This is a genomic window from Pseudarthrobacter sp. S9 (assembly GCF_050156545.1).
Taxonomy (GTDB): Bacteria; Actinomycetota; Actinomycetes; order Actinomycetales; family Micrococcaceae; genus Arthrobacter.
The window spans coordinates 4,252,995-4,265,482 of the sequence record NZ_CP189576.1; the positions used below are offsets into that span (position 1 = coordinate 4,252,995).

The 12,488-nt window shown below is 64.8% G+C and carries 12 protein-coding genes and 3 pseudogenes; 5 read left to right on the forward strand and 10 right to left on the reverse strand.

The annotated features are described in order from the left end of the window. Positions 1 to 86: 86 nt before the first annotated feature. The 3 genes and pseudogenes from ACQCSY_RS20505 to ACQCSY_RS20515 all read right to left on the reverse strand — a co-directional run. Positions 87 to 673: pseudogene (locus ACQCSY_RS20505) on the reverse strand (recombinase family protein). A gap of 646 nt (positions 674 to 1,319) precedes the next feature. Beyond that, positions 1,320 to 1,700, reverse strand: a complete 381-nt coding sequence (locus ACQCSY_RS20510; protein WP_427131693.1) for a VOC family protein — start codon at positions 1,698 to 1,700, stop codon at positions 1,320 to 1,322. A 262-nt stretch (positions 1,701 to 1,962) separates the two neighbouring features. Further along, positions 1,963 to 2,126 (reverse strand): annotated as a pseudogene (locus ACQCSY_RS20515) (IS110 family transposase); the annotation flags it as partial. A gap of 133 nt (positions 2,127 to 2,259) precedes the next feature. On the opposite strand from ACQCSY_RS20515, the gene ACQCSY_RS20520 reads away from it, so the two are divergent. Beyond that, positions 2,260 to 2,628, forward strand: a complete 369-nt coding sequence (locus ACQCSY_RS20520) for a cupin domain-containing protein (RefSeq protein WP_427131695.1) — start codon at positions 2,260 to 2,262, stop codon at positions 2,626 to 2,628. 251 nt (positions 2,629 to 2,879) lie between these two features. On the opposite strand, the gene ACQCSY_RS20525 is transcribed toward ACQCSY_RS20520, so the two are convergent. Together ACQCSY_RS20525 and ACQCSY_RS20530 are read right to left on the reverse strand one after the other, a co-directional pair. Continuing rightward, positions 2,880 to 3,170: a hypothetical protein gene (locus ACQCSY_RS20525; protein WP_427131697.1), complete on the reverse strand. Its 291-nt coding sequence runs from the start codon at positions 3,168 to 3,170 to the stop codon at positions 2,880 to 2,882. Positions 3,171 to 4,663: 1,493 nt separating this feature from the next. After that, the gene (locus ACQCSY_RS20530; RefSeq protein ID WP_427131699.1) at positions 4,664 to 4,894 is read right to left on the reverse strand and encodes a hypothetical protein; all 231 of its coding nucleotides are present in this window, start codon (positions 4,892 to 4,894) and stop codon (positions 4,664 to 4,666) included. A gap of 140 nt (positions 4,895 to 5,034) precedes the next feature. On the opposite strand from ACQCSY_RS20530, the gene ACQCSY_RS20535 reads away from it, so the two are divergent. Next, positions 5,035 to 5,571 carry a flavin reductase family protein gene (locus ACQCSY_RS20535; protein ID WP_427131701.1) on the forward strand — a complete coding sequence of 179 codons (537 nt, stop codon included), beginning with the start codon at positions 5,035 to 5,037 and terminating at the stop codon, positions 5,569 to 5,571. 275 nt (positions 5,572 to 5,846) lie between these two features. Here the strand turns inward: ACQCSY_RS20535 and ACQCSY_RS20540 are convergent, their stop codons facing one another. After that, the gene (locus tag ACQCSY_RS20540) at positions 5,847 to 6,404 is read right to left on the reverse strand and encodes an NADPH-dependent FMN reductase (RefSeq protein WP_427131703.1); all 558 of its coding nucleotides are present in this window, start codon (positions 6,402 to 6,404) and stop codon (positions 5,847 to 5,849) included. Positions 6,405 to 7,355: 951 nt separating this feature from the next. On the opposite strand from ACQCSY_RS20540, the gene ACQCSY_RS20545 reads away from it, so the two are divergent. Then, positions 7,356 to 8,264: an NADP-dependent oxidoreductase gene (locus ACQCSY_RS20545; protein ID WP_427131705.1), complete on the forward strand. Its 909-nt coding sequence runs from the start codon at positions 7,356 to 7,358 to the stop codon at positions 8,262 to 8,264. A 139-nt stretch (positions 8,265 to 8,403) separates the two neighbouring features. Here the strand turns inward: ACQCSY_RS20545 and ACQCSY_RS20550 are convergent, their stop codons facing one another. From ACQCSY_RS20550 to ACQCSY_RS20560, 3 genes are all read right to left on the reverse strand, one after another. Next, a complete protein-coding gene (locus tag ACQCSY_RS20550; protein WP_427131706.1) occupies positions 8,404 to 9,144 on the reverse strand; it encodes an ankyrin repeat domain-containing protein in 741 nt (246 codons plus the stop codon). 459 nt (positions 9,145 to 9,603) lie between these two features. After that, positions 9,604 to 9,840, reverse strand: a complete 237-nt coding sequence (locus ACQCSY_RS20555) for a hypothetical protein (protein ID WP_427131708.1) — start codon at positions 9,838 to 9,840, stop codon at positions 9,604 to 9,606. Between the two features lie 30 nt (positions 9,841 to 9,870). Then, positions 9,871 to 10,128: a hypothetical protein gene (locus tag ACQCSY_RS20560; protein ID WP_427131710.1), complete on the reverse strand. Its 258-nt coding sequence runs from the start codon at positions 10,126 to 10,128 to the stop codon at positions 9,871 to 9,873. 556 nt (positions 10,129 to 10,684) lie between these two features. Between ACQCSY_RS20560 and ACQCSY_RS20565 the strand changes: the two genes are divergently transcribed. Beyond that, on the forward strand, positions 10,685 to 11,035 hold the full coding sequence (locus ACQCSY_RS20565) for a YegP family protein (protein ID WP_427131712.1): 351 nt from the start codon (positions 10,685 to 10,687) through the stop codon (positions 11,033 to 11,035). A 102-nt stretch (positions 11,036 to 11,137) separates the two neighbouring features. Here ACQCSY_RS20565 and ACQCSY_RS20570 read toward each other — a convergent pair. Next, positions 11,138 to 11,359 (reverse strand): annotated as a pseudogene (locus ACQCSY_RS20570) (PIN domain-containing protein); the annotation flags it as partial. A 243-nt stretch (positions 11,360 to 11,602) separates the two neighbouring features. Between ACQCSY_RS20570 and ACQCSY_RS20575 the strand changes: the two are divergent. Next, positions 11,603 to 12,487, forward strand: coding sequence for an AAA family ATPase (locus ACQCSY_RS20575; RefSeq protein WP_427131714.1), 885 nt, complete (start codon positions 11,603 to 11,605; stop codon positions 12,485 to 12,487). Position 12,488: the final 1 nt, after the last annotated feature.

Consider the following 12,488-nt stretch of genomic DNA (forward strand, 5'->3'; position numbering starts at 1 on the left):
CATCTGCGCCGATGGCTCTGGGGCCGACGGGATCGAGGCAGCCGTGGATGGAGGGTCTGGCCTTCCCAGTTCCATGCCGGTCCCTCTCAGTCCTTCAGCCGGACGTTGGCTTGCTGGTGCCGGTACAGGGTGGCCCGGCTCCAGCCGACGAGTTGGGCGGCCTGTTGTGCGGTTTTTCCCTCGGCACGGGCCGTGGCGACGATCTGGAGCTTTTCGGCGGTGAGGGCGGGGTCGGTCACGGGGCGGCCGAAGATGGTCCCGGCGGCGCGGGCGGCGGTGATGCCGGCATTGACGCGTTCGACGATGAGTTCGCGTTCGTACTCGGCCAAGGTGGCGAGCATGTTCAGCATCAGGCGCCCCGTGGTTGTTTCCGGGTCAATGCCGTCGGCGATCGAGCGGACCATGATTCCCTTGTCCCGGAGCCCGTTGACGTGTTCAGGACATCGAGCAGAGATCGGCCGAGCCGGTCGATGCGCCACACCACGATCGTGTCACCGCTTTGGGCGTAGCCCAGGAGCCTCTGCATCCCGGGGCGGCTCGTGGCCTCCTTACTTCCGGAGGTCACATCGGAGTAGATGTCCCGGGCCTGGACGCCTGCCGCGGTGAGGGCGTCACGTTGGAGTTGGTCGTCCTGGCCGGCGGTGCTGATCCGGGTGTATCCGAGAAGTGCCATGACCGCAGTCTGCCCCATAAACCCCTAAGAAAGTACCTGAGACACGCTATGCTATGAGACGATTTGTCGAGACATTGCCGTTCCGTGCCGCAGTGCGAAAGTGCCCTGTTGTGACTGTTAACTTCGTTTGGCGGGTTTTTCACAGTTGGGAATGGCGGTTCTTGTTGACGTCGAATCCGAGATTGCCCCGCATGGCACAGTAGACGGTCCGCGAGATGAGGTCCGGAACCGCCAAATGAACTGTCAGAAACCCGCCATTCCTGACCAAAAGTCACAGCTCAGGGGCAAACGCCCGGTGAAGGTACGCCAAAAACGGCCGTTTCTGAGACGACCCGTGCCCCAGCAACGTGTGATTGTTAGCTGAGAATGGCGGCTTTTCACAGTTCGGATGGCGGTTCAGCTGATGGCGATGACGAGGGTCCGCGGGAACCGCGACGTTACCGATCCGATCGAGCACCGCGAAGAACTCGTCCTTCTCCTGTTGCGTGTATTTCCCGTTTCCCGGCGATTTGTCCGTTAAAGCGATTTGTCCGTTAACGCGGCACGGTCGTTGCAACTCCCCAAAGTCTGGGTGTTGCAACGACCGTGAGAACCTAAGCCCGGTTGACCAGGGCCTCAACTGTGCGATAGACGCGGGATGGTAGGGCTACTGGCGCTGGAAGATGTTGAGAATGTTGCCCTCGCTATCCGTGAACCAGGCAGCCTTCCCCACCGGGGTCGCCGCGATGCCGTTCTCGGTCTTCAGGCCCGGAAAGTCGTACTCCTCGAAGACGACGCCGCGGCCCCGCAGATCCTCGACCTCGCCCTCGATGTTGTCAGTACCCCAGCCCATCTGGGTGTTTTTCGCGGTGCCCGCATTGTCGGTCCTGTAGAGCAGGAAGGCCGTTCCGTTCCCGCTGCGGTAGAGCAGGTTTTCCTCGTCCATGGTGTCCGAGGGTTCGAGGCCAAGCACGTCCCGATAGAAATCCCTCGCCCTGGCCATGTCCTTCGCGGGGAGGACCGCGATGACGTCAAGTTCCTTAAGCATGCTGATTTCTCCTTCTTTGCAGTGATGGCGGTACGCTCCACCGGATCCGGTCCCCGCGGGGCCGATTTACCCGCTCTTTTCCGGGGCCCGGTTGCCGCCTTTTCGGCGACGCGCCCGGACGGCCGCAGGGGAGCTCATCGGTGCCGGGCCAGCGACGGCCGGCTCGAGAGTCCCCACAGCGTCCATGCCGCCATTATGGACACAGATCGGCATCCACGGATATAGGGAAGCGGAACCCGGTCGGGCGGTACATGACGACCCACAAGAAACGGTGCTGACGCCGTTTGCCGTCGGCCCGTTTGCGGTCGCAGCAGCCCTGGAGCATGGGTCTTTCGGGGCTGCCAAGGCTGAAAGGAACACCGCTCGCGTGAGGATCTTGTCGCCTTGGCGCGATGGGCGGTCGCCGCGGATCGAGGTTCCGGACCGTCAGGTGGCGGGGGCCGGTCCTGCTAGGAGCCAGGTGATTTCCGGGATTTGACAGCAATCGGGGATTCGTTGACGGGCGTACGGGCCGCTGCCATAGTGAGGGTGTCCGAGCAACGGTGCAAAGGAGTCCGTCATGGCCGCCATGATCCGCAAGAGTCTGAATGAACCCGAAGAAACCCGGCCGTTTGAGGAGGGGAAGGGGAAAGTCGACCTCGTCAATGTTGAGACCGGCGCCGTGGGGAGGGCCGTTTTCGAATCAGGTTGGCAGTGGTCCAAGCACGTCAAGCCGATCGCCAAGACGGACAGCTGTCAGGCCGCACACATGGGTTATGTCCTGTCCGGGCGCATGAAGGTCGTCATGGACGACGGCGAAGCAGATGAGTTCGGGGCCGGGGATTATATGGTTGTGCCTCCGGGCCATGACGCGTGGACGCTGGGGGACGAGGCATGCGTCGTCATCGACTGGCAGGGTCTGACCGACTATGCCAAGCGCCGGGCGTAGCGGATATTTCCAAGCCGGAGTCTCCCGGATGATCACGGATTCCTCAGGCGACGGGTGTCCGGGACCATCGCCGATGTCAGGTCGGCTCCTGATGCGGACGGCCGGGCCACCAGATGCTTCGCGGTGAACCTGAACGGTACCGGGTTTGATGCGGCCTTCTTTTGGTGAAGAATCGCGACTATGCCCCGGCGACGCCCGGCGACGGGGCAGCGCGAACGACATCCGCTGCCCGGCCGGCCGGAGACGGACGTTCAGTCTTTGAGGCTGCTGGCAGTGACTTCGAATTCTTCCACTTCAAGGATCTGGATTTTTTGCTCCTTGCTGGTATCCGCGCGGATGCTGTTGGCAGCCTGTTGGCTCGCAGTGAGAGCTTCCTCGGTGTCCCACAGAGTAATGGACAGGGCCTTGTCGGATTCCTTTCCGTTCAGGAAATAGATCCCGCGGCATCCGGGGATTTCAAGCACCCGATTAAGGGTTTCCTCCGTGGGTGCATCCGAGGTGGTTTCGGGGCCGGTTTTATAGGTGCTGACTCGGGCGTACATCGATCTTCCTCCAATAGTCCTTGGCCGGAGCCCGCGTACCATTTCAGTCCTCGACCCAGTGCGCTGACCGCGTATGGCGGGAATACATGTTGCCGCGCGGCAGGCTGCACCGGATGGTCCGGGTTCCTTCCACCAGTAGGGACCCGACAACGTGCGGGTGCAAGGTCTATCTGAATGGATGCATTGCTGCGGACATCGCCTCAAACCTGTGACTTTTGGTCAGGAATGGCGGGTTTCTGACAGTTCATTTGGCGGTTCCGGACCTCATCTCGCGGACCGTCTACTGTGCCATGCGGGGCAATCTCGGATTCGACGTCAACAAGAACCGCTATTCCCAACTGTGAAAAACCCGCCAAACGAAGTTAACAGTCACAGCCCTGTCTTCCTGGGGTCGGATCGGATGTCTCAACAAGTAAAAGCTTTGCAAGACACTCCACCGATGTGCCATTGCTCGGCAACGGCCGTCGAGCTTACCCGCCCAGCCCTCGTCGTCGTCAGGACAGTGCCCAGGCCCAAGAGCTTGTGTGGGTCCGGAACGCAGGAGAGCGCGTCCAGCAGCGTGGCCAGCGTGACGCCCGGGTCCATTGTCACCAGCCAGCTGCTCCAGCCGGCCAACAAGGGTCTGGATGGGCGAAGACGTCATGACGGAACGCCTGTTGAACGGCGGTTTTGAACGATCACCTGTTTACCGGGGGTTCCCCTGTATTAAGAGCACTTGCGCCGGGCATGCCGGCATCCGCGCCACAACCCCGCACACGACTTTGCACCAGCCCTGGGTGCCGAGTCGGGGCAGGGCTTAGCGTGGGATTTTTTCCGTTTCCAGTAAGCGCCCCCTGAAGGGCCCAGCGGTGGACCTGATTCAAGCCGCCACAGCGGACCCGGATGAGATTGACATAGACACAGCATCGGGTTGGTTGACTGTTCCTGATGCGCCGTCAAGGGCACCGACGCGGCACTCCGTGAAACGCATCTGACTCACCGATGGCGGTTCTCAGGCGCTTCGCTGTGCCGCTGCCGTCCCGGATCGATAAGGTCTCACACCTGCCTGTGAGCCGCCGCGCAGCAGGGCCGTCACCGGCCGGGCGCTGCTGCCAGGATAGTCACCGGGCCCGGCAATGCTGGGGGCCGCGCCCGGTGACCAGACCCGAAGTGCGCGGACACCGTGCAACATCAGGACGGGGCAAGTCTGGTCGAAACTCCTTGTGAAAACCCCGATCGTAGACCGCACCCGCGGGCAATGCACCCACCCCACGCCGGGGAGGGTCGTCCGCTGCGCGGCGGGCTGTGGGTGGTCGCGTCGGCGGGACTCCTCCGGTCGCGGTCGTTGTCTGCTTCCGGCAAGGTTTGAAGGACGTGCCGCCGTTCACCGTATGCGGTTACGAACGTTCAGGCAATGAGTGCGAGGCCAATCAATGCCTGGACTTCCTCGCTTCGGTTCCAAAAGCGCCGACGCACCGTTGACGAAAAGCCCGCCTCAAGCCGCTCAAGGGCCGTTACTGGCTCGCCGGGGGTTCCTCGGGGCCGTCTTCGGCTTCGGTCTTGTGGCGGGCCTCCTGCTGATGCTCCTCAAGCTTCTGTTCCGCATCCCGGCGACGCTGGCCCACGGTGCGCATCCCCTGGGTGGGCGGCGCTGCCTGATGTTCTCTGCTTGCCGGCGCCGGGTCATTCCTTCCCGCTCCGTCAGTGGCGGGGGGCGCCGGACCTTTGTTTTCACTTTCGCTCATGCAGGCATGGTCCCACGATGCAGCCACGGGAAAAAGCGGCGCTCAACGCAGAAGGTTGATGCGGGGATCTCCAGTGCAGGGAATAACAGCCCTCCTATGGTTCGGCGCGTGAAACGATGTACTTTATGGAGAGTCCAGGGATGTTGGACGCGCACCGCCTTGACGGCGGACAGCCTTCCCAGGCGGACATCGATCTGTACCGCGTGCTCAGCGCGGACATCTCCGCCGGCGTCGCTGTGGTTTCCACATCCCTGCGCAAGCGCGACTACGCGGCAACGGTGACTGCTTTTCTCTCCGTCTCCTATGACCCTCCTACGATGCTGGTCAGCCTCTACGCGGGCTCACGCATCGGCGAAGCGGTCGCCGCGACGGGTACATGGGCGTTGAGTCTGCTGCGCAGCAGGCACCAAGGCGCGGCGGACTGGCTGGCCAGTCCAGGGACCCCGGTTGAGGGCCTGCTGGCCCGGGTCCCGTACCGCCGCGGCCCGGCCACCGGATCGGTGATCCTCGACGGATCGATCGCGTACTTCGAGCTGAGAACGGTTGCCATCCATCCGGCGGCTACACATCTGCTCGTCGTAGGAGAGGTAGTTGCGTTGGGCGGTGACGCTCCGGGGTCGGAGGTACCGGACCCGCTCATACATTTTGCCTCCGCCTACCACCGCCTGGCGCTTTAGAAGCTGCCCGCCCAGATGTACTAACCCGGTACGTTGGTGACGCGTTCGGTGGGCGAGGCGCCTTTGAGTGCCGTGTGGGGCCTGTGGTGATTGTAGTGCTCGATGAAGTCCTCGCCTGGGGGCGGTGCCGAAACCACAGTTACAGCAGAGTCCAGTGGTGACATCGCCGTCGTCGCGGCAGGCGGCGCCGACGAGGGAACCGTTGCTACCTGCCGGACGGATCCCGCCGGCGAATACTCCGGGAGGTTCCTGCCGTGCTTTAGCCGCTTTCTCCTTCAGGGGCGCAGCGTTTTGAGGGCCCCGGCCCACGCGATGACCTGGTCGAAGACCCGTCCCAGGCCCTGCACCGCCAGGGGCGACGGGGTGAACGTGGTGTAGTTTTCGAACTCCGTGGCCAGTGGCAGGGAGACCTGGGCGCGGACATCGGCCATCTGCACTTCGGCGGCGATCTGCCGCAGATGTTCCACCGCCCGGGTCCCGCCGGCGCTGCCGTAGCTGACGAAACCGACGGCTTTGTTGTTCCACTCCCGGTAGAGGTAATCGATGGCGTTCTTCAGTGCCCCCGGCACGGAGTGGTTGTATTCGCCGGTGACGATGATGTATCCGTCGAAGGAGGCGATGACCTGCGCCCAGGCCTTCGTATGCTCGTTCCGGTACCGCCCGCGGGAGGGCGGGAGCGGTTCATCCAGCAGCGGTAGACCGAAGTCAGCCACATCGACAAGTCCGAACTGTGCATCAGAACGCTTCTTCGCCTGCTCATAGACCCAGTCCGCGACCGCTTTCCCGACCCTGCCCGGGCGGGTGCTTCCCAGCACGATGGCTATCCTCACCATGGCACCTCATCTCCCCTGCTTCAATGGCAGCCTGTGCCCGTTAAAACACTGCTGGAAGGGCGCTTCTTCCCCTGAGACGGTCGCTGGAGCCCAACACCGGACCCGGCGGACTGCACAGCACGTTTGCGGTGTCTCAGATACTGGGAAGGGGAACGTCAGGAGATGAAGCGAGGAAACGCCCGAAATCGCCCAGAAAGGTGTTCCTAAAGCCCGGCTCAAGAGTCCGACCCGATTCATGTCTCCATAGATAGCTGCCGAGGCGATGAAGTCGATCATGCCCGGCTGTCCGTCGGCTTTCGTTGGCCATTAGTCGCAGTTCGAATTGGCCGACTCTCAGAGGGTGCTTTCACCGTCGGCCCTGACGAGACTCGGCATGGAATCACGTCGAGACGTTCGACGGCCCGGTCCGCCGGCGCGCAGCGGAGCCGGTCCTTGGCCGGCGGGTTCTGTTCCTCTCCGTGGTGAAGGTGGCGGGTCCGCGCGTGCGGGTGCTGGGGGCGTGCCGGCCCCGGCCGGAAGCCTTTGGCCACTGCCGCAGTTCCACCGCGCGGCTTAGCCTGAAGTGAAAGGCACCCCGGGAGAGGCGGCAGCCATGTCCACGCACCGTCAGCGGGTACGCCGGTCAAGGCAGGGGGCCCGGCCGCGCGTGCGGCGGCGCGGCCATTGGGGAAAGGACCCGGTGGAGGACCTGCGCGAATGCTGCCGCGCTTCCACGGCCATTGACAAGGCCCTTGGCGAGACGATACATGCGGCTGTCGCCGCTGGAACCCCGTGGCGTGACATCGGCCGGGTTCTTGGAGTAGCCGAGGCTGCCGGGTCCAAGCAGGACGTCATCGATGCTCTAGCGGAGAGCAAGCGCGAGCTGTGGCACCGGTTCCGGGGGGCAGGCCGGTCAGATGCGTGAAATGCCGCGGCACCCGCATTGGCCGGGTTCACCATGAGGAGGATGTCGTGAAAGCTGTCCAGTTCGCCGAGTACGGAGGTCCGGAGGTCCTCAAGGTCGTCGAGGTTGAGGAGCCGCATGCCGGGCCCGGCCAGATCCGCAGAGCCGTCCGGGCGGCCGGCGTGAACCCGATCGACTGGAAGATCCGCAGCGGGGCCCTGGCGGCCATGATGCCCTTGAGGCTTCCCTCGGGGGTGGGGATGGGCGCATCGGGCGTCGTGGACGAGGTCGGTGAGGGTGTTGGTGGCGTCGTCATCGGCGACGCGGTGTTCGGCACCGCGGTTTCGGGTGCCGCCGCTGATTACGCCGTGCTGGCGGAATGGGCGCGGAAGCCCGGCGGCCTGTCCTTTGAAGAGGCTGCGGGTTTCCCGATGGCCACTGAAACGGCGCGGCGGGCGCTGAACCTGCTGCCCATGAGTCCGGGACAGACGCTGGTTGTCAATGGTGCCGCCGGCGGGGTGGGTCTGGCCGCGGTGCAGTTCGCGGTCGGCGGCGGAGTGACCGTGATCGGTACCGCCAGCGACAAGAACCACGAGTACCTGCGGTCACTCGGGGTGATCCCGACGACTTACGGCGGGGGTCTCGTGGACCGTGTGCGCGAGCTCGCCCCGCAGGGTGTCGATGTCGCCTTGGACACGGTCGGCTCCGGCGTGCTGCCGGACCTTATTCGGCTCACGGGCAGTGCCGTTAGGGTCATCACCATCGCCGACAGTGATGCCGCCCGGTACGGTGTAGGGTTCGCTTCCGGCGGCGTGGGCCGCGCGCCGGAAGCACGTGCCGAAGCCGCGGAGCTGTTCGCGCGGGGAAAGTTCAGGCTGCCGGTCGCGGAGACGTTCACGCTGGAGACCATCGCGGCCGCCCACGCGAAAAGCGAACAGGGACACGGGCTCGGGAAGTACATCGTGAGGGTCAGCTGAGCCTCGGACCTGGCAGCAGCCGTGATGTACCGCTGCTGTGGCCTGTTCCTGAGGCAGCCGGTTCAGTGTCTGTGACCCGGGCCGGAACCAGCCGGGGCATCGAATGCGATCCGCCGGGAAATGATGAACCAATGCGCCGTTACCGGGGGAACCGCGGTTCCGTGGCCGACCTGGCACCGTGGGTGTGAAGCCACCGGACGAGGTCTGCGGCACCGTTGCGCCGCGCCGCGTCCAGAGGCGTCAGCTCTTCCCGCGCCGGTATCCGGTTCAGGTCGGCTCCCCGGCCATGAAGGTAAATCGCGGCATTGAACTGCCCGCCGTGGCAGGCGTACCAGAACGCGGCATTGAGCTCTTCCGGCGACGGCTGCGCCGCGTCGGGGAAGCCAGCGAGGATGCGGGATCGTAGTCCCGTTGCCGCCGCCTGCCACAGCGTCGTGCGTGCACCGCGGTCGATCAGGTGCCGGGCCGCCTGCCACTGCCCGAAGCCGATGGCATCCGCCAGTGGTGTGCCGTCTCCGAACACCGCTCCCGGGGCTTCAATGTCGGCGCCGGCGTCCAGCAGGGCCTCGAGCGCCTCGACATCGTTGCTGCTCGCGGCCCAGTGCAGCGGGGTCTCGGCGTACGGCCCGGTGCACGGGGCGCTGACGTCAGCCCCGGCTTCGGCGAGTATCGTGACGGTCTCGGCACTGTGGGGGTAGTGGCCCGGGAGGTCGGTGGCCACATGCAGGAGCGTGCGTGCCACCCCGTGCGGGTCTCCGGTGCCAAATCTGGCGCCGGCCAGGGCGGGGTTCTCACGCAACAGCCGCCTCACCGTCAGCGGGTCGCCGGTGTGGATCGCCCGGACCATGGCATCAGCGGGCGGACCCGCAATATCAATCATCGCAACGCCTCTTTCTTCGACTGCATGCACTATCAGCCCGGCACCTGTGGAGGCACTCACTGCGTGGCCGGGTGCCGGCGTCGGCCGAGTGGAGCTATCCGGAATCCGCAGGCATCCGCCGGTCGTCAGGACCGCAGTGCCAGCCCCCGGCCGGACTCGACCGGGTGGTTGTTCAGCAGTCCCTGGCCCGCGGCTGCCGGGGGGGGAACAGGGTCCGGTAACTCCTGCGGGAGCGCTGCGTGGCCAGTCAACGGAGGGAACGCCGCACACGCGGCGACGAAGCAATTGTCCCCGGCTCGCGGACTGACGCTCACCCGGTCCCGCCGGAGCGGCGCCAGCCACGTTTCTCGTGGAAAGTAGCGCGTGCCGATCCATGAATGTCCTCGACGATGTGGCGCGTGAAGCGGATCAAGGCCGTAAGCACATTATACGCTTTCGGTCCGGTACCGATCGTGGCTGCTACCTGCCGATCCCGGGCCCGTCGGCTTGTTCCTGTCCGGCCCTGGACCGAATAAACTGCCGGTCCTCGTCGGAGAGTTCGAGCTGCCCGTGCTGATCCTCGCCGAGGTCCCCGTGAATGGCCGTACTGATGGCATGGACCACGGTCCGGGGCAGAATAACGCACCCGGGGTTCTCCACCAGCCACTGCCGGGTGACGGAATCGAGCTGATCCCACCACTGCTCCATTGAACCCATGGTCCGTTCCGTCCTGTCCGTGGTTGAGCCTCAGACGTACCATTGCCAGCCGGGAGGCGTCCATGCCGGCGGGACTGTGTGGCTGCTGAACCGGCCGCATTTGCCGCAGGTGTAGCTGACGGTGGCCGGCAGCGGCCGGCCGTCGGGCAACACCCGGGGTGGGACAAATACGTCAAAGATCAGAAGCCTGTCCGTACCGCAGTCGGCGCGGTACGGCGCAGCCAGGTCCGGGGTCGGACCGGTTTCGGTAGTGCGGTGTCCCCGGCCGCGCGGTTGAGTGACGGTCACAGTGTTGCCACCTTCGTTGGTGCCGGTGCCGGTGCCGGTCCGCGTGCGGGTATGCGTGCTGCGTTCCGGCCGTTGCCGTTACCCTCTGGCCAAGTCCCGTGGCCATCGTCGGCCACGCAACCAATGCGACGGGATAATGCCGGTCCGCCGTTCGAGTCACCGCGTGTCAGCGCCCCTGGGGGCAGGTATCCAGCCTATCCCGGACGCCTGGGCATCGGAAGGGCGTAAGGGGCAGGCTGCACCTTTTGACTGTCCGGAGCGGGACAGCGGGGAAAATGTGGTGCGGGGGCCATCCACGTCCGACTGCGGGGCCGGTCGGCGCGTCGTTCCACGGGAACCGGCCAGACGGTTTCAGGCGGCGGTTCTGTTGGCTGGAAATAGACGGTTCTTCCGCGTACGTTGGTCGGGGACGCGCTGTGGCGCGTTTCACATTTGCGTTCATTGAACAACTGATTGAGTTGCCAGACCGGCGGGGAAGGAACGCAGCGTGGCGTTCCGGCCCCGGGAGACAGCTTGTTGAACGTGGGCTTGTGTGCCCGCCTCCAGGAGGACCGCAATGACCGGAACTTTCGAACTCTTCGTTGACGAGGATTTTGGCTACAGGTTCACGATGAAAGCCCCCGACGGAACCGTGATGGCCCTCTCCAGGTCCTTCCCGGACAAGCGGGCTGCCGTGAGCGGCATCAGTGCGGTGCGCGAGTATGCGGGAATGGGCCTGATCACGGACCTCTGTCCGAAACCGTCTGCCCAGCAGCAGGAATCCCGGCCCGCAGCTCCCGGCACCGGACAAATCGTCCGGCCTTCCCCAAACAGCCATTCCACCGCCAGGCCGCGGCGTGCCACGGCACCGGTTCACCCTTGTGATCCGCCGATTCCCCGCCGCGCAGTGGCCGCACGCGGAGCCTGAACGGGGTTGCCTGAACGCCAGGACCGGACCCGCGGACACCTGACACCGCTGCGGGCGTCGTCGTCTCACTCCAAGGATCCGGAACACCGTGTATTGACGGTCGACGGCCTCATTGACGGGTAGCACAGTCGTGGCGGTCAGGGCTTCCACGGTTTCCAACCGGCGGGCACGGGAGTCTGTGTCGGTTGCCGCATTCACCCGTGCGTTGAGCTCGGCGATAGTGATGATGCAGATATAACCCTCCTCCGCCAGGTTATTTCGGTCGAGCGGGCGCCCGGATTCCAGAGCGATGAAAACGCTGGTGTCCAGGATCGCCCGGATCATCGGATAGGAGGGCCGAAATCGTCGGCCGTGTCGCCGGCGAGTGGTCCTAGGTCGTCAGGCAGCTTTGGGTCAGCTTGCGGAAAGGTTGGGGCGTCTAGAATTTACCATAGCCACCGCCGTGATGAACTTCGTCGTGATCGGCCTCGTCTCCGTGACAACGCGGCAGCTGCATGATGTGTTTCCCCACTGGCGACTGGCCTCGAATCCCCGGTCCCCGTCGATCAGTGGCCCTATGCTGGTGCCATGACGCAGACGTCGATCAGCTCCGCCGCAGCACTGGCCGAAATGCTGGCCTCCACCGGCTACCTCGCCGATGAAGGCCTGGCCACGATCGGCTACCTCGCCCTGAGCATGGAACGCCCGCTGCTGCTCGAGGGGGAACCCGGTACGGGCAAGACCTCCCTGGCCGAGGCCCTCGCGCAAGCCCTTGGGCTGCCACTGATCCGGCTGCAGTGCTACGAGGGAATCGATGCCACGCAGGCGCTGTACGACTGGGACTTCACCGCTCAAATTCTGCATCTGCGCAGCGTGGAGGCCGGCGGTGGCGCGGGGTTGAGCGTGGCCGAGCTGGAGCACTCGCTCTACGACAAACGATTCCTGCTTGCGCGGCCGATCCTGAAGGCGCTGCAGCAGAGCCCTGCCGTGCTGCTGATCGACGAAATCGACCGTGCCGACGACGAGTTCGAGGCATTCCTCTTGGAAGTGCTCTCCACCTACCAGGTCTCAATCCCCGAGTTCGGCACGGTCAAGGCAGACACCGCGCCGATTGTCGTGCTCACCTCCAACCGGACCCGTGACGTCCACGATGCACTCAAACGGCGATGCCTTTATCACTGGATTGACCACCCGGGGCTGGCCCGCGAAGTGGAGATCGTGCGCACGCGGCTGCCGGAAGTCGCCCCGCTGCTGGCCGAACAGGTGGTACGCGTGGTCCAGCAGATCCGGGCTTCCGACGACGTACTCAAGCCTCCCGGCGTGGCCGAAACTCTGGATTGGGCCCGGGCTCTGCACCAGCTCGGCCGGGCCGAGCTCGACCTGGCCTCGGCCGCGGCGAGCATCGGCGCGCTTTGCAAGTACCGTGAAGACACCGAGCGGGTATCGGCAGCCCTGGCCCGGATGCTCGGCTGAC